Consider the following 26764-nt stretch of genomic DNA (forward strand, 5'->3'; position numbering starts at 1 on the left):
TACAACGAAGGGAGGACGGCTGTCTTCCCTTCGTTAGTATCTGCAATGTAATCGCCGATAACGTCTACCGGCAATTTCCCGTCAAATCAGCTTGCCATCTTCCGCGTATCCGCGGCCTGCTCATAATAATGGCCGAACTGGCTCTTCAGGAACAGGTCGAGCCCGATATCCTCCTGACGGACGAAACCGCGATTGGGCAGATGTCCGTGGCTGAGCATATCGAGCACGGCGCAAATGCTCGATGCCGTGGTGATCTGGATGGCACTCATGGGGCGTCCGGCAACCAACGCGCTATAGACCTTGTTCGCATAGGTTTCCTGCACGAGACGGCCGTTTCTCCAGCCGGAAACGGTGACGAAAATGATGACGACGTCCTGCAGGGTCGACGGCAGAGAATGCTCGAGGATGTCCTTCAGGACTTCGCGGCGATGGCGCAGGCCGAGATCGTTCAGAAGCGCTTTCATGATCGCCGCATGCCCGGGATACCGGATCGTGCGATAGTTCAGCGTCCTGACCTTGCCCTCCAGCGTTTCGCAAAGGGTGCCGAGCCCGCCGGAGGTGTTGAAGGCCTCATAAGTGACGCCATCCAGCGAAAATTCTTCCCGCTCTTCCATCGCCGGGACCTGAACGAGCTTCCCCTCGACGATTGCCTCGCAGGGCTCGATATATTCGTTGATAACGCCGTCGGTGCTCCAGGTCAGATTATAGTTCAGGGCATTGGACGGATATTGCGGCAGAGCGCCGACGCGCAGGCGGACGCTGTCGAGGCTGTCGAAACGGCTGACGAGGTCGTTGGCGACGATCGAGATGAATCCCGGCGCCAGCCCGCATTGCGGAATGAAGGCGGTGTTTGCGGTTTGCGCGATGGCCTTTACCCGTCTGGTCGATGCGACATCCTCGGTCAGGTCGAGATAGTGAACACCGACCTTTGCTGCCGCTTCCGCAATCGCTATCGTCAGATGGAACGGGGCGGCGCTGAGAACGGCGAAGCTGCCGGAGAGAACTGTGGTGAGCGCCGAGGGGTCCGTGATGTCAACCTTGGCCACCCGCAGCGCAGAACTGGTTTCGATTTGCGCAAGGTGATCTTCGCTGCGGTCGACGACCGTTACATGGTATTCGCCGGAATGAACAAGCAGGCGGGCAATCGTCGATCCGATCTTGCCAGCGCCGATGATAACGATGTTTTTCATATCAGTCCCCAAACAGTGATCGTAATTTTTATACTTTTTTTATTCTCGACAGCTTGGTTGATTCACAGCGCTGGAATGATAAAAATGAACGGTAATTTCCTACAAAATGCCGTTGGATTTGATCAGAATGACGTTATCGGAAAAAGACCGGCAGCTCCTGTCCTTCCTCAGCGAAAACGCCCGGATTCCAACCGCCACGCTCGCCCGCAAACTCGGGCTTTCGCGCACGACCGTGCAGACGAAAATCGAGCGTCTTGAGCGGGATGGCGTGATCGCCGGTTACGGTGTTCGGCTGTCTGATGGCTTCGAAAGCGGCCTGGTGAAGGCACATGTGCTGATCACATTGACGGCAAAAATGCTCGGCCGCGTGACGCAGGAATTGCAGGCGATCCCTCACGTCAGGTCGGTCTATTCCGTCAGCGGCAGCTTCGATCTGATCGCGATTATCGCCGCCGCGTCGATCAGCGAACTGGACAAGGTGATCGACAGGATCGGCGAGATGGACGGCGTCGAGAAAACGCTGTCATCGATCATTTTATCGACCCGCATCGACCGCTGACGGCAAGGCCCTATCGGAAGCGCGATGCCGCGAAAGGCCCGATATCGATCGGCGGCGGCCGTCTGGAAAACGAGGTAGCGACCAGCTCTCCGGTTTTCGGGCCGGCTGCAAGCCCGACATGGCCGTGACCGAATGCGTGCATGACGTCGGCCGTGGCACTTGAGCGCGAGATGACGGGCAGGCCATCGGGGGTTGAGGGGCGGTTGCCCTGCCAGCGCAGAACTGTCAAATCCTCCGGGTTGTTCCCGAGATCCGGATAGGTGCTGAGAAGCTGCCGCAGCAGGATATCCGCCCGCCTCCAGTCGGGCGCAGCATCGACGCTCGCCAGTTCCACCTGCCCCGAAGCCCGCAGCCGGCCGGGCATCATGGTATTGGCCATCTTGCCGTCGCTCGGCATGATCGGAATGCGCGGCCCTGTCTTCGGATCGACGACCTCGACATGATAGCCTCTCTCGCTTTCCAGCGGGATGCGGTCGCCGACCATTCTTGCCAACGCCTTCGAGCGAATTCCAGCCGCGATGACGGCGCCGTCGCATTCGATCGGACCGGCATCGGTGTCGACCGCCAGCAGTCGCCCGTCCTTTAGCTTGAAACCGGTTGCGCCTGCCTTCACCAGCCGAGCCCCTTCACCAAGCGCGCCCTGCACCAGCAACGCAACGTAAGCGCCGGGGTCGATACAATGCCCCCCGGCCTCCACGAGCACGGCAAATGTATAGCGCCGATTGAGGGAGGGCTCGAAAGCCTGCAGCTCCTCGCCCGACAGTTCCCGCCACACGACACCATTGTCACGCCGCAGCCGCCAGGCGAAAGCGTCAGCCTCAAAGCTTGCCCGATCTGGATAGACATAGAGCAGGCCGTCCTGCCGGATCATGTCCGCTTGCCCGCAGTCGGCCGCAATGGCGCGATGGCGCATCGGCGCGTCGGACAGCAGCGAAGACAGGATCTTCGCCGTCCGCTGCACCTTGGCAAGCGTCGAGCCAGCGCTGAGAAAACGCAACAGCCATGGCGCAAGCGGCAAAAGATGTCCCCAGCGAATGGTCAACGGCCCCTCAGGATCGAGAAGGTAAGCCGGCACTTTCTTCCAGAGGCCAGGAACCGACATGGGGATGATCGAGGCCGGGCTAAGGAAGGCGCCATTGCCATAGCTCGCCGCCTGCCTCTCGCCCGGTTCGCCCGGCTCGATGATCGTCACACGATGCCCGTCCTTCAGCAGCGCAAGCGCGCTGCAGGCGCCAACGATGCCACATCCGATGACGGCGATGTGCTTTGGGGCGGTGTTTGGCATTCTGGTCCCTCGAAAGAACAATGGATGATGTTGTCCCATGCGCTGCATACAGCGCATGGCTGCGCGAGGCAGGAGCGCTGTCCTGCGTCAACCTCAAGCGTTGAATTTGATGCCCCGGCCTGTTTGCCGAAGCGCAGCAGGCGCGGTCAGCTTGGATGCGGCGGGCCTGCAAGCCCTGTATGAAAGTGGCTGAGAAAGCTGCGTGTTGCCGGATGGCTCGGATTTTCGATCATCTGCCGGGCATCGCCCTGTTCGACAACGCATCCGTCGCGCATGAAGATCACCTGGTCGGCAACATCGCGCGCAAAGGCCATTTCATGCGTCACCAACAGCATGGTCATGCCTTCGGCAGCCAGCGAGCGCACCACCGAGAGAACCTCGCCAACCAATTCGGGATCGAGCGCCGAGGTCGCCTCGTCAAACAGCATCACTTCCGGCTGCATGGCAAGAGCGCGGGCGATGGCGACGCGTTGCTTCTGCCCACCGGACAGCTGTTCGGGCTTTGATTTGGCCTTGTCCGCCAGGCCGACCTTCTCCAGCAGCGCATGTGCACGCTCGCGAGCCTCGGCCTTGGTCACGCCAAGCACCGTGACCGGCCCTTCCATCACGTTTTCCTCGACGCTCATATGCGGAAAGAGGTTGAAGCTTTGGAAGACCATACCGGTTCTCGCGCGGAAGGCTGCAAGCTCTCTATCCCGCGGGAGTTTGGTTGAATGTGAGAAATCCATCGTGTGACTTCCCACCCGGATATAGCCTTTGTCGGGCACGGTCAGCAGATTGATGCTGCGCAATAGTGTCGATTTACCCGAACCGCTGGGGCCGATCAGCGCCACGACACTGCCTTTCCCGACACTCAAGGTAATATCCTTGAGGACCTCCACCGGGCCGAAGGACTTCTTGACGCCTACGAGTTCAATCATCTTGTCGTCAGACATGGCTGCATTCCTTCTCGGCGCGCATCATTTTGCCATCCGCGCTTCCAGCCTATGCGCGAGGCGCGTGAGCGGAAACAGGATGATGAAATAGATCACCGCAATCATCGTATAGGTTTCCAGCGGGCGATAACTCGCCGAGGTGATCAACTGGCCCTGATAGAGAAGATCCGGCACGGCAAGCACCGACAGCAGCGACGTGTTCTTCAACTGCAAAACGCTCTGGTTCACGAGCGGCGGCAGCATGCGCCTCAGTGCCTGCGGCATGATCACCCGGCGCATGAGCTGATGGCGGCGCATGCCGATGGCGCGCCCGGCGTCCCATTGTCCGGCATCGACGGAGACGATACCGCCGCGAATGATCTCGCTGTAAAACGAAGCGCCGTAGAGCGTCAGCGTGATGAACGCCGCCACCGCCGGCGTCAGTTCGATGCCCGACAGGATCGGTAGCGCGTAATAGCACCAGACGAGCTGGACCAGCACCGGCGTACAGCGGAAGATCTCGATGAAGCCGGTCAGGAGCAGGCCGACGATCTTGATATTGGAAAGCCGCGCCAGCGCAATCACACAGCCGACGGTAAGCCCAGAGATCACCGTGATAATGGTGAAGCCGCAGGTGTAGAGCGCGCCGATCCAGATCAGCTTGCTATATTGCAGCAGAAAGCCGAAATCCCATTGATAACCCACTGAGCAATATCCCTCTTTTATTCTATTCTGCGGCTATCCAGCCTGCGTTCCCGCAAACAGCCAACGGCCCATCGTCAGAATGTCGAAGACCGGAAGGCCGAAACGTCTGGCAATTGCCGCCGAGAACGGAGGCAGGTTGGTGCACTCGAAAACGATCGCGCCGATATCGGCCTCGCGCGCAAGAAGATCTTGCACCGCCTCGATCAGCTCCCTTTCGAGATTATCCCGATCATAGGCCTCTCCACGCTCGATCAGACCGTGAAAATATCCCTCTTTCGGCAAGCCCACCGTCGGTGTGTCAGGATCGGCGCCGGCCTGCTCAAAATGCGCTGGGGTCAGCGAATTGCGCTCGTAGGTCACGACCCCGACACGCTTACCCGCCGGCAGGCACCGCATGACGAGCGGGATCTGCATCAGGCTCGATGTCGCCACCGGCAGCGAAAGTCGGCTTGCCAACAGCGACTGTCTGAGCACGAGAAAGCCGCAGGAGGTGGTAAGCGCGCGCGCACCTTGCCGCTGCAACTCTTCGCCGGCTTCAAAAAAAGCTTCGAGGAGGCTCTCGTCTCGCCCCGCAACCACGGTTCGCGCGGTTGCGCCGGACACTTTCCGATAAAGAACCGGGAAGGGCCAGCTCTTAGCATTACCGACATCGCCGACCGGACGTTCGAATGCCGTGTCCAGCATGATGATACCGAGCGCGTTGGCAGGGTCAGACATGAATTGGCAACCTTTTTACCAGGAAGCACCGAGCGTGCGTCCGGGCCGGGCGTTGCCGCACGGCCCGATTGCCCACGTCAGAATTGAATCTCGGCGGGAATTTCCTGCTTCTGCACGCCGACCAGTTCAAGGCTGGAGGTGATCCAGCTCGTGACCACGCCGGAGGAGCGGTTATACTCCAGCCAGTTGTCGACGAAGGTGCGAAAACGGGCGCTGTCCTCGACACGAACGCCGGCGCAGGTCGGCTGGCGGATGGTCGGTGTCGGAACGAAGATCTTGCCGAGATTTGGGATCTTCTTGATCGTCACGAGCGATAGCATGGCGACCTGAATCACCAGGTCGGCGTGACCTGCTTGAACCGAAAGCGTCGCCTCGTCGGCCGTCTTCAGCGCGACCAGTGTCGCCTGCGGCAGGACGCGGCGCGCAAAAAGGTCATGGGTCGAGCCGATATCGACAGCGACGCGGATCTCCGGCTTGTTCAGCTCGTCCCAGGTCTTCGGCTCCAGACCGGGCTTGGCGATGACGGTAAAAGTGTTCTGCATGATTGGGCGGGTGAATTCGACAACCAGCGCCCGGCTGGGCGTGGGGCTTAGGCCGAACATGATGTCGATCTTCTTCGACTGCAGATCCAGCACCGCGTTGCCCCAGGTCGTCTCGCTGATCTCGACTTCCGCTTCCATCGACTTGGCGAGATCGCGCGCCATGCTCATGCAGAAGCCGGACCATTCGCCAGTCGCGATGTCCTTGTGGTAATAGGGCTCGGTCCCGACGATGCCGGCGACGCGCAGCTTCTTGCTATTGCGGATCCGGTCGAACGTCGATTCATTCGGCGCCGTCTGCGCCAGGGCGGGCGTGGACAATGCCACCGCTGCGGCACCGGTCGCGGCGACCCCGATGAGGCCTGCGAAATCTCTGCGTTTCATCATGTTCATTCCCCTTTTTGTTTGATGATTGATGGAGTGCTTGTTTGCAATAGGAAGGATCAGCTCCCGCGCTCCGATGCCTAAAGCTCGGTTTGAAGCTCTTGTCCGACGATCGAAGAGGCGCGTTTTGCAACGCATCCGACGCCTGTCGTGTGAGCTTCGCCGTCGCAAAAGCGGGCTTGCAAGTTTCTCGTTCCTTTGCGGGCGTCTATTTTTCGCGCACCTGTTACAATTGCCCGATTAATGGCCTGCCGCGCGTGAAAACACAAAACTTGAAAACTCGGTTCGTCATGAGTATTTGTCATGCCGAAGACATAATAGGGACTTCATGCGTCGCTTCCTTCCTTCATTACCGGCCCTGCAAGCATTCGAAGCTGCTGCTCGCCACATGAGCTTTACGAAGGCGGGGGAGGAGCTTGCGATGACGCAAAGCGGCATCAGCCGCCATATCCAGAATCTCGAACGCTATCTCGGCGTCCGGCTGTTCGAGCGCTCCGGATCGAGGCTCGTGCTGACCGATCCCGGCGCCAAATATTTCCAGGAGATCGAACAGACGCTCAACAAGCTGGAGGAGGTTTCCATCGACGTCGTGCGCGGGCGCAAGGCCGATGCATCGCTGATGATCGGCGCCTATCCCACGCTTGCCGCGCGGTGGCTCGCACCGCGGCTCGAAGGCTTTGTACAGGGAAATCCCGATATGCCGATCGAGATCATGCTGGTCGATCCCAAGCTGGATTTCGACCACAGCCGGATCGATATCGCCATCCTGCGAGGGGTGGGCTCCTGGCGGAATGCGCGCGCCTCCTTGCTGTTTCCAGAGGAGCTTGCCGTCGTCGCCTCCCCGAAGCTGATCCCGGCGACGACGAAGCTCGACTGGCTCGATTTCGCCCGGTTTCCCACGCTTCAGAATGCCAGCAGGCCGAGCCTCTGGCTCAACTGGCTGCGGGCCGCCAATCTGAGCTACAGCGGCGCCATCCAGGGGGTCCGCTTTGCCCATAGCGAAATGCTCATCAACGCTGCCGTCAGCGGTCTCGGCCTCGCGGTCGTGCCGGTGCAATATGTCGAGCGGGAACTGGAAAGCGGCGAATTGCATTTGCCTCTCGGAAAGCCCGTTCGCTCCAGCGAATCCTATTGGGCCGTCTATTCGGAGCGCAAGTCGCAAAAACACAGCGTCATCGCATTCCGCGACTGGCTGCTGCATGAGAGCCGGAAAAGCCGCCAAGTGACGGGTGGGACTGCGGCGTAACAACACCCCGGCCTGTCCTTGACCGCACTGCCTTTTTCTCTAGTCTTCATCGGTATTTGCAACACCGTGGCCGTTGAGGATTTAATATGTTTGGAATGACGAAGGCGAGCAAATTTGGGCTCGTGTGCCTGGCCGTGGCGGCCATCTCCAGTTTCGCGTCCGCCGCCGAGACGAAGGTTTCCTTTAGCGTCGACGGGCAAAAGGTGATCGGCACTCTAGCGACGATCGATAGCAACCCCAAAGCACCCGTCGTTGTCATGTTCCACGGCTTTAGTGGCTCGCGCGACGAACTGCCAATCAAGGACACCAAGGACGGGGTCTTTTCCCGCAGCGCCCGGCTTCTTGCCGAAAGCGGTTATGCGAGCCTGAGGATCGACTTCCGCGGATCCGGGGAGAGCGACGGCAAATGGGCGGACACCACCTTCTCCGGCCAGATCAAGGATGGCATTGCGGCGGTGGACTGGCTGACGGCCAGCGACAAGGTCGACGGCTCCAGGATATCTATCCTCGGATGGAGCCAGGGCGGCCTCGTTGGCGCTCATGTGGCCAGGGCGCGACCGGAGGTCAAATCGGTGACCTTATGGGCGCCGGTGGTGACGCCGCTTTATACCTACGGCAACCTCCTCGGTGCAGAGAATGTCGCGAAAGGATTGACCAGCCCGCCGGACACGGAGATCACCGCTAGGTTGCCCTGGGGCGTCGATACCACACTGAAGGCGTCCTTCTTCAAGGAAATGCCGACCACCAGCCCAATCGCGGCGATTGCGCATTACCCCGGCCCGCTGCAAGTCATTGTCGGCAGCAAGGATACGACCGTCACGCCTCAGCCGGCATCCGGCCAGGTCCTCCTCGACTATCATGATGGCGAGGAGCGTCTGGACGTTTTCGACATGGATCACGTCTTCAACGCCTTTACCGGGCCGCAGACGATCGACAGCCACCTGGTTCCTGCAACGCTGGAATGGCTGAAGAAATTCAATCCCTGATAAGGTCACAGATCAAATGAGCGGCGTTGCGTCCGCTCATCTTTTCTCCATTAAGATCCAGCTTCAGCTCTTCAGACGACAGCTGTCGGCAGCGGTATGCCGGCGAAATGGGCGTCGAGATTGGCAAGCACCAGATCGGCCATTGCCCGCCGGGTCTCGTGTGTGGCGCTGCCGAGGTGCGGTGCAAGAAGCACGTTGTCCACGTCGAACAGCTCCTCCGGCACACGGGGTTCGTCCTCGAAGACATCAAGCGCCTCGCGGCCATGCTTCGGTCTCATTGCTTCACCTGTGGGGTTGACATCACCCGAACCGAGAGCATAGCCTTCACGACATTCACCAGGGGGGTCCCGGCAAGGGGCTGAGATACTGCTGGACAACTCGGCTTTGCCGATTGTGGCGCAGTGACCCGTTGAACCTGATCCAGTTCATACTGGCGTAGGGACGGTGCAAGCGCTCGAAAGGCTTATGGATTCACGCGTGGAATCCTTGGCCGGCGTCTTTTCATCATTCCGGCTGAGGACTGGGTCTCCAATCGCAACTTGGAGCCTCAAACCATGAATATCGCCGCAAAGAATGTAACCCCGACAGTCACCACCGGCCCCTTGCCGGCATCCCGGAAGATCTACATTCCCGGAGACATCCACCCCGACATCCGCGTACCGATGCGCGAAATCAGCCTCCACCCGACCTCGGGCGAGCCGCCGGTCATCGTCTATGATTCCTCCGGCCCTTATACGATCGAGGGCGCCGATATCCGTATCGAGCAGGGTCTTGCCGAACTCCGTCGTGATTGGGTACTCGCCCGTGGCGACGTCGAGGCCTATCAGGGCCGCCATGTCCGCCCGGAAGACAATGGCTTTGCCAGCGGCGACAGGCTGACGCCCGAATTTCCCACGCTACGCCAGCCGCTGCGGGCAAAGGACGGCAAGGCCGTCACCCAGCTCGCCTATGCGCGCGCCGGCATCATCACGCCCGAGATGGAATTTATCGCCATCCGCGAAAACCTCGGCCGCAGGGCGCAAGCAGAGGCCATGGTCCGCGACGGCGAGAGCTTCGGCGCCCATATTCCGGACCATGTGACGGCGGAATTCGTCCGCCAGGAAGTGGCGGCGGGACGTGCGATCATCCCGGCCAACATCAATCACCCAGAAGCCGAGCCGATGATCATCGGCCGGAATTTTCTGGTCAAGATCAACGCCAATATCGGCAATTCGGCCGTCACCTCGTCGATGGCCGAAGAGGTCGAGAAAATGGTCTGGGCGGCACGTTGGGGCGCCGATACCGTCATGGACCTTTCGACCGGCCGCAACATCCACAATATCCGCGAATGGATCATCCGCAACTCACCGCTGCCGATCGGCACCGTGCCGCTTTACCAGGCGCTGGAGAAGGTTGAGGGCATTGCCGAGAACCTGACCTGGGAGGTCTATCGCGATACGCTGATCGAGCAGGCCGAACAGGGCGTCGACTATTTCACCATCCATGCCGGCGTGCGGCTCCACTACATCCCGCTCACCGTCAACCGCGTCACCGGCATCGTCTCGCGCGGCGGTTCGATCATGGCCAAGTGGTGTCTCCATCATCACCGCGAGAGCTTCCTCTACGAGCATTTCGAAGAGATCTGCGATATCTGCCGCGCCTATGACGTCTCCTTCTCGCTTGGCGACGGCCTGCGCCCCGGCTCGATCGCCGACGCCAATGATGCGGCCCAGTTTGCCGAGCTGGAAACGCTTGGCGAGTTGACGAAGATCGCCTGGGCCAAGGATTGCCAGGTGATGATCGAAGGCCCCGGCCATGTGCCGATGCACAAGATCAAGGAAAACATGGATAAGCAGCTCAAGGTCTGCGGCGAGGCGCCCTTCTATACGCTCGGGCCGCTCACGACCGATATCGCACCCGGCTACGACCACATCACCTCCGGCATTGGTGCGGCGATGATCGGCTGGTTCGGCACGGCGATGCTCTGCTACGTCACGCCGAAGGAACATCTGGGTCTTCCGGATCGCAACGACGTCAAGACCGGCGTCATCACCTACAAGATCGCCGCCCACGCCGCCGATCTCGCCAAGGGGCATCCGGCCGCGCAATTGCGCGACGACGCGCTGTCGCGCGCCCGCTTCGAATTCCGCTGGGAGGATCAGTTCAACCTCTCGCTGGACCCGGAAACCGCGCGCAGCTTCCACGACGAGACGCTGCCGAAAGAGGCACACAAGGTCGCGCATTTCTGCTCCATGTGCGGCCCGAAATTCTGCTCGATGCGGATTTCGCACGACATCCGCGCCGAGGCACAGAAGGAAGGTCTGGAGGCGATGGCGGCAAAATACCGCGAGGGTGGCGATCTCTATATGCCGGTCGATGCTGTCGAGCCCTCGGCCGGCTGAGATGCGCGTCCTTGTCAAAGGGGCCGGCGTCGCCGGCCTCACGGTCGCACATGAACTCCGCGCGCGTGGTGCGGAGGTGAGCGTCTTCGATCCGTGCCCGGGATTCGGTCGCGCCGCATCCTGGCTCGCGGGCGGGATGCTCGCGCCCTGGTGCGAACGTGAAAGCGCCGAGGAAGCCGTGCTCTCACGCGGCCTCGACGCCAGTGAGCGCTGGGATGCTATCCTCCCGGGACACATCGTCCGCAACGGAACGCTGGTGGTCGCACCGGCGCGCGATCATGGTGAGCTGAAGCGCTTCGCCGGCCGCACGACGGGTTATGAATGGCTGGAGGAAGACGCGATTTCCACACTGGAACCGGCGCTTACCGGACGCTTCCGGCAGGGCCTGTTCTTTCCCCGCGAAGCTCATCTCGATCCGCGGCGGGTGTTGAGCGCACTGCAAGAAAAGCTCGGCAGGCAAGGCGTCACCTTCGTCAGCGAGACTGCAGGCGGACAGGATTTCGACGATATTGTCGACTGCACGGGCAGAGCACGCATCGGACAGACCCGCGAATTGCGAGGCGTGCGAGGCGAAATGCTCTACCTTCGGACCGATGAGGTCGAACTCATCAGGCCTGTCCGGCTGCTGCACCCACGCATTCCCGTCTATATCGTGCCTCGCGGCAACGGCCTTTTCATGGTCGGCGCAACGATGATCGAGACCAAGTTCGACGGGCCAATCGCGGCGCGTTCATTGATGGAATTGCTGAACGCCGCCTATGCCCTGCACCCGGCTTTTGCGGATGCCGCCGTCATTGAGACCGGCGCCGGTATCCGCCCAGCCTTCCCCGATAATTTTCCGCGCGTCAGGCGAGAGGGAGACGCAGTCATCCTCAATGGTCTCTATCGCCACGGTTTTTTGCTGGCACCGGCCATGGCCGCTGAGGCCGCTGATCTTGTCTTTTCCCGAACCATCATAGGAGCGCATTCCCCATGAGACTGATCGTCAATGGCGAGCCCCAGACTATCACTGTCACGACGCTTTCCGAGCTGCTGGCTACGCTGGACTATGAGGGCGACTGGCTTGCGACCGCCGTCAACGGCGAACTCGTTCATCGCGAGGATCGCGCCGACCGCGCCCTCAATGACAATGACAGGATCGAAATTCTGACCCCGATGCAAGGAGGCTGACCCATGCTTGTTCTCTATGGAACCGAAGTCGCGTCGCGCCTTCTATTGGGCACCGCCCGCTACCCCTCTCCCGCCATTCTCGCCGAGGCCGTCAGACAATCGGCAACGGAGATCGTAACCGTGTCTTTGCGCCGCGAGACCGCCGGCGGGCGCAATGGCGGCGCGTTCTTCGAGATGATCCGCGCACTCGGCGTCCGAGTCCTTCCCAATACCGCCGGCTGCCATGGGGTTTCCGAAGCCGTGCTGACGGCCAAAATGGCCCGCGAGGTGTTCCAGACCAACTGGATCAAGCTCGAAGTGATCGGCAATCACGACACGCTACAACCGGATGTCTTCGGGCTCGTGGAGGCAGCGCGCATTCTCGCCAGCGAGGGCTTCGAGGTGTTTCCCTATACGACCGACGATCTGGTGGTGGCCGAAAGGCTGCTGGACGCGGGTTGCAAGGTCCTGATGCCCTGGTGCGCGCCGATCGGCAGCGCCGCCGGGCCGCTCAATCTGTCTGCTCTTCGGGCGATGCGGGCGCATTTCCCTGATGTGCCGCTGATCGTCGATGCCGGCATCGGCCGGCCGTCGCATGCGACGACGGTCATGGAGCTCGGCTTCGATGCGGTGCTCTTGAACACCGCCGTTGCCGGCGCCGGCGACCCAGCCGCCATGGCCGGCGCCTTTGCCAAGGCGATCGATGCGGGCTGGCAGGCCTTTGGCGCCGGCATGCTGGAGCCGCGCGACATGGCAGTGCCATCGACGCCGGTGATCGGAAAGGCGGTCTTCGCATGAGGCTCGACCCCTTCTACCTCATCGTCGACAGCGCCGACTGGATCGCCCGGCTGGTTCCGCTCGGCGTCAAGCTGGTACAGCTCCGCATCAAGGATCGCACGCCGCCGGAGATACGCGCCGAAATCCAAAGGGCTAAGGCGATCTGCGCGGCGCATCAATGCCAGCTCATCATCAATGACTACTGGCAGCTTGCCATCGAAGAAGGATGCGACTTCATCCATCTCGGACAGGAAGACCTGGCCGTCGCTGATCTCAGGGCTATCCACTCGGCGGGCCTGAAGCTCGGGCTTTCGACGCATGACGAGGCAGAACTGGCGACAGCCCTTGCCGCCAGCCCGGACTATATCGCGCTCGGCCCGGTCTATCCGACCATCCTCAAGAAAATGCCATGGGCGCCACAGGGCCTCGACCGTCTGCGCGAATGGAAGGACCGGATCGGAGGACTGCCGCTCGTCGCCATCGGCGGTTTGAACCTGGATCGCATTGCGGGCGTGTTCGAGAACGGCGCCGACAGCGCCGCTGTCGTGACGGACATCACGCTGAACGCCGATCCTGAGGCGCGAACCATGGAATGGATCGCCGCAACCAATCAAGTCAGGATGAATGACGACGCCGTGTGAAGCTGCTCTTCACACTCCCCCTGGTCCGGTCGGCCATTACGGTTTCACGCGATCGGGATGTGCCGCCTGAAACGCCGGCAGTTCCGCGCATTTGCCGTCGATACCGGCGATGCGCCCGAAATCGGTCAGGTCCACGCCCCAGCGGCGAGCATTGTAGACTTGTGGAACAAGACAAAGGTCAGCCATCGTCGGGTGATCGCCAAAGCTGAAGACACCATCGCCATCGTTGAGCATGGCTTCCAGTTTACGCAGCCCATCCGAGATGAAGTGCTTCATCCATTCCTCGCGGGCCTCAGCCTTGCCCGTCAGGGTCATGACCTCTGCCACGACATGCATGTTGCATATGGGATGGATGTCCATGGCGATCGCATAGGCGAGCGCTCGAACCTGTTGCCGACCCGCCATATTCGATGGCAGCAATCCGCTCTCCGGTTGCAGCTCGGCTAGATATTCGATGATCGAAAGCGACTGCGTCAGCGTCCTCCCGTCGATCACCAATGTCGGCACCAGACCCTGCGGATTCAGCGCAAGATAGGCCGGCTTCTTGTGTTCGCCCTCCAACAGGTTGATCGGCACCGTCCCGTAGTCAATCCCGAGCATCTTGAGCGCAATACGGACGCGATAGCTCGCGGACGAACGCCAATAGTCGTAGAGGACGATTTTGTTCATCGCGAGCCGTCCGCATCATACCGCTCGACAGTCTGCTCGATGGCCCCGAAGATCGAATGCCCGTACCGATCCTTCATCTCGATGCGGACCTGATCGCCGAATTTCAGGAATGAAGTTCTCGGCGATCCGCTTTCGATGGTCTCGATCATTCTGATCTCGGCGATGCAGGAATAGCCATCTCCTCCACCCTCGATCGGCTTGCCCGGCCCTCCGTCCAGCTTGTTGGACACCGTTCCCGAACCGATGATCGTGCCTGTCACCAGATCGCGGGTCCTGGCGGCATGGGCGATCAGCTGGCCGAAATCGAATGTCATATCGACGCCGGCATTCGCCTTGCCGAAGGCCCTGCCGTTCAGGCTCACGAGCAGCGGCAGATGCAGCTTGCCGCCATCCCAGGCCTCTCCAAGCTCGTCCGGCGTCACCGCCACCGGAGAAAAAGCCGATGCGGGCTTCGACTGGAAGAAGCCGAATCCCTTTGCCAGTTCTTCGGCTATCAGACCTCGCAGGGAGACGTCGTTGACAAGCATCACCAGCCGGATGGCACACCGAGCAACTTCAGGATTGGAGCCCATGGCCACATCGCCAACAATGACGGCGATTTCGCCTTCCATGTCGATCCCATAGGCCTCGTCGGCCGCGACGATCGGATCGCGCGGTGCGAGAAAGCTGTCCGAGCCGCCTTGGTACATCAGCGGGTCGACCCAGAAGCTCGCCGGCATCTCGGCATTGCGCGCCTTGCGCACCAGCTCGACATGATTGACATAGGCCGAGCCGTCGGCCCACTGATAGGCCCGTGGCAAGGGCGAGGTGGCGTCGTGCTCGTGGAACCGGATCGTTGGCTGGGCACCGGTCTCGATCCCTTCGGCAATCAGCGCCAGTCGCGGCGCCACATGCTCCCAGTCGTCAAGGGCTGCCTGCAGGGTGCGGGCGATATGACCGACCTCGGAGCAGCGGGTAAGGTCGCGGGAGACGACGACGAGCCGGCCATCCCGTGTGGAATCTTTCAATGTCGCGAGCTTCATGTCCTGGTCCCAGTGTCGGAGGATGAATGGCCGGTCTTCACTTGATGCCAGGTGTCCCGTCGAACCTGCGTTCCAACCCGTCCCAGCATTCCAGATAATTGTCCTGGAGCGTTTCGAGCTCCGCGGCGTATTTTGTCACCTGCTGCGGGTAGCGGGTCTCGAACATGAAGGCCATGGTGTGATCCAGCTTCACAGGCTTGAGTTCGGAAGTGGATGCCTTTTCGAAGCCTGAAGCGTCCGGCCCATGGGGAAGCATCATGTTGTGCAGGCTGATCCCGCCCGGCACGAAGCCTTCCTCCTTGGCATCATACTGACCATGGATCAGGCCCATGAATTCGCTCATGATGTTGCGGTGATACCAGGGCGGGCGGAAGGTATGCTCGGCGACCAGCCAGCGCGGCGGAAAGATCACGAAATCGACGTTCGCCGTGCCCGCACTTTCGGTCGGCGCGGTCAGCACGGTGAAAATCGACGGATCAGGGTGATCGAACAGGATCGCTCCGACGGGGGAAAATGTCCGCAGGTCGTATTTGAAGGGCGCGTAGTTGCCATGCCAGGCGACCACATCGAGAGGCGAGTGGCCGATGTCCGTGACGTAGAACTTTCCGCACCACTTCACATGCACGCGACAAGGCGTTTCCTTGTCCTCGTATGCGGCGACCGGCGTCTTGAAGTCGCGCGGATTTGCCAAGCAGTTCGCACCGATCGGCCCACGATCCGGCAACGTGAATTTCGCGCCGTAATTCTCGCAGATATAGCCGCGCCAGACCTTCTCGTCGCCTTTGCGCAGCACCTTGAACATCATGCCCCGGGGGATGAGAACTATCTCCAAAGGCTCGACATCCATGATGCCCATTTCGGTGAACACGCGGATAGCGCCGACCTGCGGGACGATCAGGAGTTCGCCGTCGGCGTTGAAGGCATAATCATCCACCATGTCCTCGTTGAAGACATAGACATGGGCGGCCATCCCGGTCTGCGTCAGGACATCGCCCGCGGCCGTCATCGTCCGCACGCCCTCAAGAAAGGTCAGCTTTTCCTCCGGCGCCGGCACGGGACCCCAGCGAAGCTGGCCAAGGGGAAGCGAATGGTCGTCCAGACAGGGCGCGGATTTCCAGAGCGGATAGGAGGCATTCGAAAAGCGACGGGTATGGCGCACGCTCGGGCGAATACGATAGAGCCAGGATCGTTCGTTCGTCCCTCGGGGAGCGGTGAAGGGCGAGCCGGAAAGCTGTTCGGCATAAAGACCGTAGTTGCATTTCTGCGGACTGTTCTGGCCCTGCGGCAAGGCGCCCGGAAGCGTTTCCGTTTCAAAGTCGTTGCCGAATCCGGGCATATATTGCAGCTTATCCACCACCGAGGCCTCTTTGTCCGAAGCCTGGGTCATTGTCTGGTCCATCGCTCAATTCCTCCCGAAAACTGAGGGCGATCCCACGCAGGCGCAGGATCGCCTAGAGATCACTCGGCCGCAGTACCGATCACGCCACGTTTGATCTGATCCGCCTCGATCGACTCGAAAAGGGCGCGGAAATTGCCTTCGCCAAAACCCTCGTCGCCCTTGCGCTGGATGAATTCGAAGAAGATCGGGCCAATGACGGTTTTTGAGAAGATCTGCAGCAGGATCTTCGTCATGCCGCCATTCACCACACCTTCGCCATCGATGAGGATACCATGTTTCTTCATGCGCGCGATGGGTTCGTCATGGCCGTTCACGCGTGCATAGGACATATCGTAATAGGTTTCCGGAGGGCCGGGCATGAAGCGCAGCCCATTGGCGGCGAGCCTGTCGGTGCCCCCGTAGATGTCTTCCGTTCCGACCGCGATGTGCTGGATGCCCTCGCCCTTGTACTTCTTCAGGAATTCCTCGATCTGGCTTGTGTCGTCCTTCGATTCATTCAGCGGAATGCGGATCTTGCCGCAGGGCGAGGTGATGGCGCGACTCACCAGACCGGTGATGCGCCCGTCGATATCGAAGAAGTGGATCTGCTTGAAGTTGAACAGTTCACGGTAAAAAGCCCACCACTTGTCCATGTTGCCGCGGAAGACGTTGTGGGTCAGATGGTCGAGATAATAGAAGCCGACCCCTTCGGGACGCGGGTCGCGCTCGCCCAGCCAGTCGAACTCGGCGGCGTAAGCCGACCCCTTTTCACCATAGGTCTCGATGAAATAGAGCAACGAACCGCCAATACCGACGATCGCCGGGACATCGAGCGCCTTGTCGTCCCCCTCATAGGGAACGGCACCTTTTGACACCGCATGATCAAAGGCATGTTTGGCATCGACAACGCGCCAGGCCATTGACGGGGCGGCGGGACCGTGCTCTCCAACGAAACGGGCGGCATGGCTTCCCGCTTCGGCATTCAGGATATAGTTGATATCGCCCTGCCGCCAGACGGTGATGTCCTTCGTCTTGTGCCTGGCGACCGGAACATAGCCCATGCGCGTGAAGAGCTCGCGCAGCTTCTCAGGCTCCGGATGGGCGAATTCAACGAATTCGAAGCCGTCGGTACCGGCTGGATTGTCAGCGCTGATTTCCGGCGGCGGCGCATCATGCGGGAAAGGGCCCATTTTCTCCTCCAGAGAAATTTGTATTTCGACTGCGCAAAGTGTGATCCAAAATGCGTGCAATGTGCTTGCATTCTTTATGGGTAGAGAGGATTTTATGCACGGATCGTGAGGATTTAAGGGATTTCGCGCAATGGATGAACAGCTCGATAAGTTCGACTTACGCCTGCTCCAGGAGCTGCAGAAGGACGGCAGGTTGACGAACAACGAATTGGGCGAGCGGATCGCACTTTCACCCTCGCAATGCTCGCGTCGACGGACCAGACTGGAGGTTGAAGGCTATATCCAGGGCTATCAGGCCAATCTGGATAGGCAGAAGCTAGGCCTGGATATGCTGGTGGTCATTTCGGTGACGCTTGCGACCCACAACAGAGACAATGCTCAACGATTTTCCCAGCTAATCAGCGGACTGCCGGAAGTCCTCGAAGCCTATGCGCTGACCGGTGAAATGGACTATCATCTGAAGGTAGCGACCCGCGGGCTCGCCGACCTCTCGAGATTCGTCAACGATGTCCTGCTGCCCCACGAGTCCGTGCAGCACGTAAAGACGTCGATTGTTCTCGACACCCTCAAAACCTTTGAAGGATTCCCCGTGCTCATGCCACATGGCTGACATGGCGCTTTGATTTTCCAGGAGCGCCAAAGATGCGGATCAAACGAAGCAGGTTTTAAAGCGGGCGACGGCTGATTTGGCCGCACTCATTCCATTGAGCGCAATCCGAACGGAGAGCTTGCTTTTCGGCGCATGCTCGCGTTCCAATCATCCTTTAAAAATACACTGCCTTTTCGAGGAAAAATTTATATGGAATGCGTCGAAGGACAAACACGACATCTCGAAGAATTCGCAAAAGTCCTGCTTGGATGTCATCACCTGTATCACCCGACCACCGATTCCATTGCTCTGCTCAATACTGTCAAAAGCCGGCGCCAAATCGAGATATTCGATTATAGCCGCTCTGCAGACGCGTTTACCCGCGCATTCGGAATACGCAATTCACTGAAGTGCCTGCAGGCGCTCCTCAATCTCGGAACCGCGATCCACAGATATCGAAGAGTCTGCGATCTCGGCTGCGGTTCGGGCGCATTCAGTCTTGTCTTTGCCTATCTCGCCGGCAATCCCGACCTTGAACTTCATGGATTGGATGCATCGGAAAGCCAGCTTTCCCTGGGCAGGCAGCTCATGTCGGCTGCTCGGCTTCCGGGACGGTTTGCGTTCGAGCAGCGAAGCCTTCCAGCGAGGATCGGCTACCTGCCCGATCTGGCGATTTCGTCCTACTGGTTCTGCGAGAACGCACATGTGATCGCCGATCCCGAACTGTTCGATCTCATGGTCGGATGGGAGTTGCTGATCGTCGATTATGAAAAGATAGTCGATCGTATCGAGAGCTGCCTTCCAAAGCACTTCAGCGTCCTCGCAAGACACAGTGCGGACGTGGAAATTCCAGCGGTACTGACTGAGTTTGTCGCCCAGGAAAAGGCAAAGGTTCATAGCATCCACATCCGCCGAGTGACGGGCTAGGTATGCCGCGGAGCTGGCATGGCCTGCGGCTTTAAAATATTAGCCAGCTATTTTTTTTGAAGAGCGCTAGAGCGGCAGCTCGGTCGAGAATTTCAGCTCGCGCAGCACGAAGCTCGAGACGACCGTGCGCACATGCGGGTTGCGCATTAGATAGCGGGTCATGAAGGCCTCGTAGCTTTCCACGTCCCTCGCCCGGATCTTCAGCATATAATCGAAGGCGCCCGACAGCGCGTAGCACTCCATGATTTCCGGCCGTTCCAGCACCACCGAGGCGAAAGACGCGACCGCCTCTTCATGGTGATCCTCGAGCGTCACATGCGCGATCACGCAAAGCTTGAGATCGAGTTTTCCGGGATCGAGCAGCGTCACGCGCTTGCGCACGACTCCATCCGCTTCCAGCTCCTGGATCTTTCGCCAGGCCGAGCTTTGCGACATTCCGGCTTTTTCCGCCAGATCCGCCAGCGAGAGGCTGCCATCGGCCTGAATCAGCTGCAGAAGCTTACGGTGAAAATTCCCAGGTTCTTTCATTTTCCGCACCAGATCCGAGAATATTTGCCATCAGCATGCCAATATCCAGCAGGAAAGAAAAGAAAATCCTCCAAATCCGGAGCATAATTGCAAGAATATCGCGGTATCTGGGAGGATCGAGCTATGGTCAAGGAAAGCAGCTACACCGCCAAATTGCCCGGCCCGGATGGCCTGTATGCCTACACCGCCGAGGAGGATGCGATCTGGGGCGAACTCTACGAGCGCCAGTTGAAGCTTCTGGCCAACATGGCCTGCCGCGAATATCTTGATGGCGTCAAAACCCTGGGGCTGAAGCCGGACAAGGTCCCCCAGCTCCTCGACGTCAACCGACGCCTGAACGACACCACCGGCTTCGGCGTCGAAGGCGTGCCGGCGCTCATTCCTCCCTCGCGCTTCTACGAACTCCTGTCGCAGGGCAAGTTTCCGCTGGCAACCTTCCTGCGCCGCCGCGAGCATATCGACTATATCGAGGAGCCGGATCTGTTTCATGAGGTCTTCGGCCACTGCCCGCTGCTGACCCACCAGAGCTATGCCAATTTCGTACGGCATTTCGGCGAGACCGCCGTCCGCCTCGGCAAGGGCTATTCCTGGCATCTGTTCCGCATCTTCTGGTTCACCGTCGAATTCGGCCTGATCAACACGCCGGAGGGCCGGCGCTGCTTCGGCGCGGGCATCGTCTCATCGCCAAGCGAGGCCAAGGCCGCCATGGAAGGCAAAGCCTGTGAGTTCCGGCCGTTCGATCTGCTGGATGTTCTCAGAACGCCTTACCGGATCGATATCGTCCAGCCGATCTACTATGTCATCGACAGCTTCGCCGACCTTGAGGCGATCGTCGAGCAGGATATCGAGAGCCTGATCCTCAAGGCAAAGTCGTTGGGCGATTTCCCGCCAGCGTTCGAAGCCAAGGCCTCCTGAGCCGAAGATCGGCCAACCCTTGGCCGCTCCTCGAACGTGGAGCAATAGATGCTCAAGGTGAAAAACTGTTCCTGAGCCAATGGTTGTCGAAGACAAGGAGCGGTTTTCTGGTTAAAGAAACCATCAGATTTAAAATGCCACAGCGACCTTTGCGCGTCAGATGCGACGCGGGGCGCTGTAGCGTCAATCAGGTATGTTCGATGAACGAAGACGATTTCATTGCTCTTTGCAAAGACGGAAAATTCAAGGAAGCGCTTGCGCTCGCTTTGCAGGGACGTGAGAAAGCGAAATTTTCACCCAGCCGGTTTTCCATGGACAAGAACACAGGAAAACCGATCTTCTACCGCGGCAACAAACGTGTGGAAATGGATGCCGAGGGGGAGTGGCAGCTGGCGAAAAATACCCGGTAATCTATCGCGTCGATTGCGAGCGGTAAGCTCCTCACGATCCACCGTCGCAACCCGCAGTCTGCTGGGCAGGCGACTGCGTCCCATCATTATTGCAGGGCCTCGTTGCCGTACTATGAGCGGCAATCAACATGATTGAAAAGCACATCCGTAGAAATTGAAAGGCCCGAGCGATTATAAACTTCTGATAACGCCGGGTTTGTATTTTATAAATACTTTGACGGTTACATTATTAGATGGCCGTAATATTGATTAGCGTTAATAATTTCGTCAGGCTGGCATAATATTTTATTGATGCAGCGCCTTCGGCGAAGAGCAGGACGCTCCCTCTCTGTAATGTCTCCCCGACCCCGAGGCAGGCAGTCGCTAACGCGTGCGATCACCCCCCAATCGCAGAACATTGCCTGCTTTTCATCACGCGCGAGCCAAGCCATGTCATTCCTGCAGAACGCCAAGATCAGAACCAAAGTCCTTTCCATCATCATCCCGATCTGCCTGATCGGGATCGCGGGTGTCCTCGTTGTTTCGAGCCAATACAAGGATACCGTCGCAACCTATTCCGATTTTATTTCGAATGACGAAACCGCCGCCGTGGAGATGTCGCGTGCAAGTCAGCGGGTGACTGCGCTCAGCTATAATGCCTATCAAATCCTGGTCTACAGCTCAAAAGACCCGGAAATAGCAAAAATTACCAAGGACTATGACGACAACAAAAAGGTCCTTCTCGAGCGGCTGGCAAATGCCAAGCGTCTCATGCCCGCTGAGGCGACGGCGATCGACGCACTCACGGTTCAGGCCAACAATATCATTGTACTGACTGATCAGGCCGTGAAGGCTGGTTTGGTTGACGACAATGATACGGCTAACCGTCTGTTGAAGCAGGCAGACCCCCTTATCGACAAGGAGATGCAGACGGTTCGCAGCTGGCTCGACGCCTTGAACAAGAGCATTGCTGCCGAAAGTAAAAGACTTAGCGAGCAAACGGTCCATACCATCACCTATACCTTAGTTGTGCTCGGCATCATCTTTGCCGCGGCAATCCTAGTTGCCCTCCTGGTCTCTGCCCGTGGCATCACATCGCCGATCGAGCGGCTGCGCGCCCGCATGGCGTCGCTGGCCAAGGGCGAGACCGAGGAAGCCGTGTCCGGTATCGAGCGCCAGGATGAGGTCGGTCATATGGCCGCAGCCGTGTCGGTCTTCCGCGACAATGCAATCGAGCGCATCCGCCTGGAGCAAGAAGCCGATGCCGGCCGCAATCTCTCGGAAAAGGAAAGGCTGGAACGCGAAGCGCAGAAGGCTAAGGATGTGGCCGACACCCAGTTTGCCGTCGATGGACTGGCCGCGGGCCTCGCCGAGCTTTCAAACGGCAACGTGACCTATCGCATCGACAAACCCTTCGTTGCCCATCTCGATCAGCTCCGGGCCAACTTCAATTCCTCGATGGCGAAGCTCCAGGATACGCTGCGCGCCGTCGGCGACAATGCCCAGGCCATCGAGGCCGGCGCAAACGAGATCCGCTCGGCATCCGACGACCTTTCCAAGCGGACCGAACAGCAGGCTGCTTCAATCGAGGAAACCGCCGCCGCGTTGGAAGAGATCACAACCACCGTCAAGGATTCCACCCGGCGGGCAGAGGAAGCAGGTTCGCTGGTCGGCCGCGCCCGCATCGGCGCGCAAAAATCGGGCGACGTCATGCGCGAGGCGGTTGCCGCAATGGAGACAATCTCGAAGTCATCGAGCGAAATCAGCAACATCATCGGCGTCATCGATGATATCGCCTTTCAGACGAACCTCCTGGCGCTGAATGCGGGTGTCGAGGCGGCCCGTGCCGGCGAAGCGGGCAAGGGCTTTGCGGTCGTCGCCCAGGAGGTGCGTGAACTGGCGCAGCGCTCGGCTCATGCGGCCAAGGAGATCAAGGCGTTGATCTCGACATCCGGACAACAGGTTCACAGCGGCGTCGACCTCGTGACAAAGACCGGAGATTCGCTGCAGCAGATCGTCAAGGAAGTCGAGGAGATCGACCATAATGTGCGGGCGATCGTCGAAGCCGCTCGCGAACAGGCAACCGGCCTTCAGGAGATCAATACGGCGGTCAACACCATCGATCAAGGAACGCAGCAGAATGCCGCCATGGTCGAGCAGTCCACCGCGGCCAGCCACAGCCTCGCCAAGGAAGTGGCTTCCCTGAACAATCTGCTCGGCCAGTTCACCCTCCAAAACGGCCGAAACCAGCAGCGGCCGGCGGCGGCCACCCAGCAGTCGGCCCCGGCAGCCTCGCCGGCGCGATCGCTCCGTGCCAAGCTTGCCGGTGCCTTCGGGGGGTCGGGCAGCGCTGCGGCAACAGCCGGTGCATGGGAAGAATTCTGACGAGTACGCGATGCTCAAGGCGCAAGCACTTGCGTGAATTCAATGTGACAATTAAGGCGGCCGATCATCACGATCGGCCGTTCTCATAGGGTTCTACCGCTATGATCCGAAATAGCTACGATCCCGGAACGGCGCAGATGCGTGAGCGCGTCAGGAAGCGCACCTCGCGGCCATTGTCGAGCGAGAACATGCCGCCCCGGCCGGGCACGACGTCGATGATCAGTTCCGTGTGTTTCCACGCTTCGTATTGCGGCCCGCTGATATAGACCGGCGCACCGCCGATTTCCCCTAGCTGCACATCATGATCTCCGACGATGAAATCGTTCTGCGGATAGCACATCGGCGAGGAGCCGTCGCAACAGCCACCCGACTGATGAAACAGGATCGGCCCGTATTCTGCCTGCAAGGTCCGGATGAGATCGAGGGCGGCCGGGGTGGCGCTGACCTGATCGTTCATGATGCTTCCTCCCAATGAAGTGCCGGAGGCGGAGCCCATTGCTCCGCCTCCGGCGAGTTGCGCTCGGAACAGGCGTCTCCGGGCTCAGAAGAAGCCGAGCTTCTTCGGGCTGTAGCTGACGAGCATGTTCTTCGTCTGCTGGTAATGCTCCAGCATCTTCAGGTGGTTTTCACGGCCGATACCGGACTGCTTGTAGCCGCCGAAGGCCGCGTGCGCCGGATAGGCATGATAGCAATTGGTCCAGACGCGCCCGGCCTGGATGGCACGACCGAAGCGATAGCACGTATTGACGTCGCGGCTCCAAATACCGGCACCGAGACCGTAAAGCGTGTCATTGGCGATCGAAAGCGCCTCGTCATTGTCCTTGAAGGTGGTCACGGAGACGACAGGCCCGAAGATTTCCTCCTGGAAAATCCGCATGCGGTTGTGGCCTTTGAAGACGGTCGGCTTGACGTAATAGCCGGCAGCCAGATCGCCCTGCAGGACATTGCGCTCGCCGCCGATCAGCACCTCGGCGCCTTCCTGTTTGCCGATGTCGAGATAAGAGAGGATCTTTTCCAATTGCTCGCTGGACGCCTGCGCGCCGATCATCGTCGCCGGATCGAGCGGATCTCCCTGGACGATGGCTTCGACACGCTTCAGAGCCTTTTCCATGAACTTATCGTAGATGGACTCATGGATCAGGGCACGGCTCGGGCATGTGCAGACTTCACCCTGGTTGAGAGCGAACATGACGAAGCCTTCGATCGCCTTGTCGAGGAAATCGTCGTCCTCCTCAGCCACGTCCTTGAAGAAGATGTTCGGGGACTTGCCGCCCAGTTCCAGCGTGATCGGAATAAGGTTCTGGCTGGCATATTGCATGATCAGCCGGCCTGTCGTCGTCTCGCCGGTAAAGGCGATCTTGGCGATGCGCGGGCTGGAGGCCAGTGGTTTACCGGCCTCGAGACCGAAACCGTTGACGATGTTGAGAACACCGGGCGGCAGGATATCGGCGATCAGTTCGGCAAAGACCAGAATGGATGCCGGGGTCTGTTCGGCGGGCTTGATCACCACGCAGTTGCCGGCGGCCAGTGCCGGCGCGAGCTTCCAGATCGCCATCAGCAACGGAAAGTTCCACGGAATGATCTGGCCGACGACGCCGAGCGGCTCGTGAAAGTGATAGGCGACCGTATCATGGTCGATCTCGGAGAGGCTGCCTTCCTGCGCCCGGATGACACCGGCGAAATAGCGCAGATGATCAATGGCAAGCGGAAGATCGGCTGCCGTCGTTTCACGGATCGGCTTGCCGTTGTCCCAGGTCTCGGCCTGCGCCAGGAGCGCCAGGTTGTCTTCCATCACCTGGGCTATTTTGTTGAGCAGAAGGCTGCGCTCAGTCACGCTGGTGCGGCCCCAGGCATCCTTGGCGGCGTGGGCTGCATCGAGAGCGGCTTCGATGTCCTGCGCATCGGAGCGGGCAATCTCGCACAGCACTTGGCCGTTGACCGGCGAGGTGTTTTCGAAATAACGCCCTGATTTCGGTTCGACGAATTTGCCGCCGATGAAATTGCCGTAGCGCTTCTTGAAGTTTGGTCTCGTGGTTCGGTGAAATTCTACCTTGTTCATTGGTTTTCCTCCCTGGCGAGGTCTTCGGGATACAAAGAACTGCATTGGCGAAGACAGCGCAATTGTGACAATACCGCCTCCCGCGGCATCGACATCACAATGGCGCCGTTCCTGCCGGTCTGTCTCCCCAGGTGATGAAACGGAATCGGTCATCTGTCGCAGTTTTGCGACAGATGACAATCGGAATGTCGGTGCTGCCCCCGCGCTCCTAAGACCAGCGGTTAGTCAAAGCCGAGCTTCTTCAATTTTCGATGCAGGGTGGCGCGGCTGATGCCCATGGTCATCGCTGCAGCGGAGACATTGCCCGACGTGCGAGCGAGCGCGCGCTGAATCACGCTACGCTCAGCCGTCGCATAATCCGATCGGACATTCTTGCTTTGGCCGAGTAGATCGGCTGCCGGCAGCGGGCGGCTGAGCGCTTCGTCGGTCAGGCCGAGAAGATGCCGGGCCGAACGGGACGCACCGATGACGAGATCGTCGTCGTCGACGGCAAGCAAGGCGTTCGCGGCGCGCTCCTGTAGGGGGTCGGCACCGCTCTGCGCCAGCACGATCCGCGCCTTCGGGAAAGCCAGACGGAAGTTTTCAGCCTCGACATGCCGGGCGGCTTCGCCGACGGCAAGCCCAATCAGCTTGACGAAATCCTCCGTCAGGTCGGACCGGGCCGAAGAGACGTCGATAGCCGCCATCAGCCGGCCGCGATGATCGAAGATCGGCGCGACCGTGCAGGACAGCGCCGTGTTGCGGCTGAAGAAATGCTGGTCGCGATGGATGGTTAACGCGCGCTGTTCGGCAAGCGCCGTGCCGATGCCGTTCGTGCCGGCGCGCTCTTCGCTCCACACCGCACCGGTCCAAAGGCCCATCTTGCAAAAGATCGCGTCGTCAGCGGCTGATCCGCGCCGATCGACCGGCACGCCGTCCTTGTCCGCCAACAGCACGCAGCATCCGGCACCGCCGACCGCCAAATAGAGGCGGTCGAGGCTGGCCTGCGCCGCCTGCACAAGCGACCCCAGACGCTCCCGCGCATGTCTGAGCTCGGCTTCCGTCAAAACATCCGGCGGCGCACCGTCTTCTGGATCGAGCCCGTAGAGGCGCATCGAACGGCTCCAGGACGCAATCACAGCCGATTGCGCCGCCGCGCTTCCCACGAGGGCGGATTGAACCTGCGAGGCATGCAATTCATGGTCCGACATTCCCACGGTCTCCTCCCAAAGCCCAAGCGGTCGTCAGTTGCGGGAGAGGG

Annotated in this window: 27 protein-coding genes, 1 pseudogene and 1 riboswitch; of the genes and pseudogenes, 13 read left to right on the forward strand and 15 right to left on the reverse strand. The window is 59.8% G+C overall.

The window, feature by feature from the left end; translation table 11 throughout:
* Positions 1–86: 86 nt before the first annotated feature.
* Positions 87–1190 (reverse strand): saccharopine dehydrogenase C-terminal domain-containing protein, encoded by a 1104-nt coding sequence (locus AB6803_RS17370; protein ID WP_371110058.1) that lies wholly within the window; start codon positions 1188–1190, stop codon positions 87–89.
* A gap of 127 nt (positions 1191–1317) precedes the next feature.
* Between AB6803_RS17370 and AB6803_RS17375 the strand changes: the two genes are divergently transcribed.
* Positions 1318–1749 (forward strand): Lrp/AsnC family transcriptional regulator, encoded by a 432-nt coding sequence (locus AB6803_RS17375; protein ID WP_012649282.1) that lies wholly within the window; start codon positions 1318–1320, stop codon positions 1747–1749.
* A 10-nt stretch (positions 1750–1759) separates the two neighbouring features.
* Here the strand turns inward: AB6803_RS17375 and AB6803_RS17380 are convergent, their stop codons facing one another.
* The 5 genes from AB6803_RS17380 to AB6803_RS17400 form a co-directional block, all read right to left on the reverse strand.
* Positions 1760–3034 (reverse strand): NAD(P)/FAD-dependent oxidoreductase, encoded by a 1275-nt coding sequence (locus AB6803_RS17380; RefSeq protein WP_371110059.1) that lies wholly within the window; start codon positions 3032–3034, stop codon positions 1760–1762.
* Positions 3035–3180: 146 nt separating this feature from the next.
* Complete coding sequence (locus AB6803_RS17385) at positions 3181–3969, reverse strand: amino acid ABC transporter ATP-binding protein (RefSeq protein ID WP_371110060.1); 789 nt, start codon at positions 3967–3969, stop codon at positions 3181–3183.
* A gap of 24 nt (positions 3970–3993) precedes the next feature.
* Complete coding sequence (locus AB6803_RS17390; protein WP_371110061.1) at positions 3994–4653, reverse strand: amino acid ABC transporter permease; 660 nt, start codon at positions 4651–4653, stop codon at positions 3994–3996.
* A gap of 33 nt (positions 4654–4686) precedes the next feature.
* Positions 4687–5370 (reverse strand): aspartate/glutamate racemase family protein, encoded by a 684-nt coding sequence (locus AB6803_RS17395; RefSeq protein ID WP_371110062.1) that lies wholly within the window; start codon positions 5368–5370, stop codon positions 4687–4689.
* Between the two features lie 77 nt (positions 5371–5447).
* Entirely contained in the window at positions 5448–6296 is an 849-nt protein-coding gene (locus AB6803_RS17400; protein WP_371110063.1) for a transporter substrate-binding domain-containing protein, read from the reverse strand.
* A 325-nt stretch (positions 6297–6621) separates the two neighbouring features.
* On the opposite strand from AB6803_RS17400, the gene AB6803_RS17405 reads away from it, so the two are divergent.
* Both AB6803_RS17405 and AB6803_RS17410 read left to right on the forward strand, forming a co-directional pair.
* Positions 6622–7539, forward strand: coding sequence for a LysR substrate-binding domain-containing protein (locus AB6803_RS17405; RefSeq protein WP_174053980.1), 918 nt, complete (start codon positions 6622–6624; stop codon positions 7537–7539).
* Between the two features lie 86 nt (positions 7540–7625).
* On the forward strand, positions 7626–8525 hold the full coding sequence (locus AB6803_RS17410) for an alpha/beta hydrolase family protein (RefSeq protein ID WP_371110064.1): 900 nt from the start codon (positions 7626–7628) through the stop codon (positions 8523–8525).
* Positions 8526–8596: 71 nt separating this feature from the next.
* Here the strand turns inward: AB6803_RS17410 and AB6803_RS17415 are convergent.
* Positions 8597–8788 (reverse strand): annotated as a pseudogene (locus AB6803_RS17415) (2-hydroxyacid dehydrogenase); the annotation flags it as partial.
* A 65-nt stretch (positions 8789–8853) separates the two neighbouring features.
* Positions 8854–8985: riboswitch (TPP riboswitch) on the forward strand.
* A 94-nt stretch (positions 8986–9079) separates the two neighbouring features.
* Here AB6803_RS17415 and thiC point away from each other — a divergent pair.
* Genes thiC through AB6803_RS17440 form a run of 5 tightly spaced genes read left to right on the forward strand, consistent with a single transcriptional unit; the run spans position 9080 to position 13473 of the window.
* Entirely contained in the window at positions 9080–10906 is a 1827-nt protein-coding gene (thiC, locus tag AB6803_RS17420) for a phosphomethylpyrimidine synthase ThiC (RefSeq protein ID WP_371110065.1), read from the forward strand.
* Position 10907: 1 nt separating this feature from the next.
* Entirely contained in the window at positions 10908–11882 is a 975-nt protein-coding gene (gene thiO, locus AB6803_RS17425; protein ID WP_371110066.1) for a glycine oxidase ThiO, read from the forward strand.
* Entirely contained in the window at positions 11879–12076 is a 198-nt protein-coding gene (thiS, locus tag AB6803_RS17430; RefSeq protein ID WP_371110067.1) for a sulfur carrier protein ThiS, read from the forward strand. The genes thiO and thiS overlap by 4 nt, the downstream gene beginning before the upstream one ends.
* Before the next feature lie 3 nt (positions 12077–12079).
* Positions 12080–12853 carry a thiazole synthase gene (locus AB6803_RS17435; RefSeq protein ID WP_371110068.1) on the forward strand — a complete coding sequence of 258 codons (774 nt, stop codon included), beginning with the start codon at positions 12080–12082 and terminating at the stop codon, positions 12851–12853.
* Positions 12850–13473, forward strand: a complete 624-nt coding sequence (locus tag AB6803_RS17440) for a thiamine phosphate synthase (protein WP_371110069.1) — start codon at positions 12850–12852, stop codon at positions 13471–13473. The genes AB6803_RS17435 and AB6803_RS17440 overlap by 4 nt, the downstream gene beginning before the upstream one ends.
* Positions 13474–13509: 36 nt before the next feature.
* Here the strand turns inward: AB6803_RS17440 and maiA are convergent, their stop codons facing one another.
* Genes maiA through hppD form a run of 4 tightly spaced genes read right to left on the reverse strand, consistent with a single transcriptional unit; the run spans position 13510 to position 17732 of the window.
* Positions 13510–14142, reverse strand: coding sequence for a maleylacetoacetate isomerase (gene maiA / locus AB6803_RS17445; protein WP_371110070.1), 633 nt, complete (start codon positions 14140–14142; stop codon positions 13510–13512).
* Entirely contained in the window at positions 14139–15164 is a 1026-nt protein-coding gene (locus tag AB6803_RS17450) for a fumarylacetoacetate hydrolase family protein (RefSeq protein WP_371110071.1), read from the reverse strand. Before AB6803_RS17450 ends, maiA begins: the two co-directional genes overlap by 4 nt.
* Positions 15165–15201: 37 nt before the next feature.
* On the reverse strand, positions 15202–16563 hold the full coding sequence (gene hmgA, locus AB6803_RS17455; RefSeq protein WP_371110072.1) for a homogentisate 1,2-dioxygenase: 1362 nt from the start codon (positions 16561–16563) through the stop codon (positions 15202–15204).
* A 59-nt stretch (positions 16564–16622) separates the two neighbouring features.
* Positions 16623–17732, reverse strand: coding sequence for a 4-hydroxyphenylpyruvate dioxygenase (hppD, locus tag AB6803_RS17460; RefSeq protein WP_371110073.1), 1110 nt, complete (start codon positions 17730–17732; stop codon positions 16623–16625).
* A 130-nt stretch (positions 17733–17862) separates the two neighbouring features.
* Here hppD and AB6803_RS17465 point away from each other — a divergent pair, with 130 nt between their 5' ends.
* Both AB6803_RS17465 and AB6803_RS17470 read left to right on the forward strand, forming a co-directional pair.
* Entirely contained in the window at positions 17863–18342 is a 480-nt protein-coding gene (locus tag AB6803_RS17465; RefSeq protein WP_371110074.1) for an Lrp/AsnC family transcriptional regulator, read from the forward strand.
* Between the two features lie 189 nt (positions 18343–18531).
* Positions 18532–19248 (forward strand): cyclopropane-fatty-acyl-phospholipid synthase family protein, encoded by a 717-nt coding sequence (locus tag AB6803_RS17470; RefSeq protein ID WP_371110075.1) that lies wholly within the window; start codon positions 18532–18534, stop codon positions 19246–19248.
* A gap of 66 nt (positions 19249–19314) precedes the next feature.
* On the opposite strand, the gene AB6803_RS17475 is transcribed toward AB6803_RS17470, so the two are convergent.
* Positions 19315–19776 (reverse strand): Lrp/AsnC family transcriptional regulator, encoded by a 462-nt coding sequence (locus tag AB6803_RS17475; protein ID WP_371110076.1) that lies wholly within the window; start codon positions 19774–19776, stop codon positions 19315–19317.
* Between the two features lie 123 nt (positions 19777–19899).
* Here AB6803_RS17475 and AB6803_RS17480 point away from each other — a divergent pair, with 123 nt between their 5' ends.
* The 3 genes from AB6803_RS17480 to AB6803_RS17490 all read left to right on the forward strand — a co-directional run bounded on the left by AB6803_RS17480 (position 19900) and on the right by AB6803_RS17490 (position 23465).
* Positions 19900–20691, forward strand: a complete 792-nt coding sequence (locus AB6803_RS17480; protein ID WP_371110077.1) for a phenylalanine 4-monooxygenase — start codon at positions 19900–19902, stop codon at positions 20689–20691.
* Positions 20692–20891: 200 nt separating this feature from the next.
* Positions 20892–21101, forward strand: coding sequence for a hypothetical protein (locus AB6803_RS17485; RefSeq protein ID WP_371110078.1), 210 nt, complete (start codon positions 20892–20894; stop codon positions 21099–21101).
* Positions 21102–21530: 429 nt separating this feature from the next.
* Entirely contained in the window at positions 21531–23465 is a 1935-nt protein-coding gene (locus AB6803_RS17490) for a methyl-accepting chemotaxis protein (protein WP_371110079.1), read from the forward strand.
* Positions 23466–23580: 115 nt separating this feature from the next.
* Here the strand turns inward: AB6803_RS17490 and AB6803_RS17495 are convergent, their stop codons facing one another.
* The 3 genes from AB6803_RS17495 to AB6803_RS17505 form a co-directional block, all read right to left on the reverse strand.
* Positions 23581–23922, reverse strand: coding sequence for a DUF779 domain-containing protein (locus tag AB6803_RS17495; protein ID WP_371110080.1), 342 nt, complete (start codon positions 23920–23922; stop codon positions 23581–23583).
* An 84-nt stretch (positions 23923–24006) separates the two neighbouring features.
* Entirely contained in the window at positions 24007–25524 is a 1518-nt protein-coding gene (gene adh / locus AB6803_RS17500; RefSeq protein WP_371110081.1) for an aldehyde dehydrogenase, read from the reverse strand.
* A gap of 221 nt (positions 25525–25745) precedes the next feature.
* The gene (locus AB6803_RS17505) at positions 25746–26714 is read right to left on the reverse strand and encodes a GAF domain-containing protein (protein ID WP_371110082.1); all 969 of its coding nucleotides are present in this window, start codon (positions 26712–26714) and stop codon (positions 25746–25748) included.
* Between the last annotated feature and the right edge of the window lie 50 nt (positions 26715–26764).

Source organism: Rhizobium sp. RCC_161_2 (genome assembly GCF_041355235.1).
In the GTDB taxonomy this organism is placed as follows: domain Bacteria; phylum Pseudomonadota; class Alphaproteobacteria; order Rhizobiales; family Rhizobiaceae; genus Rhizobium.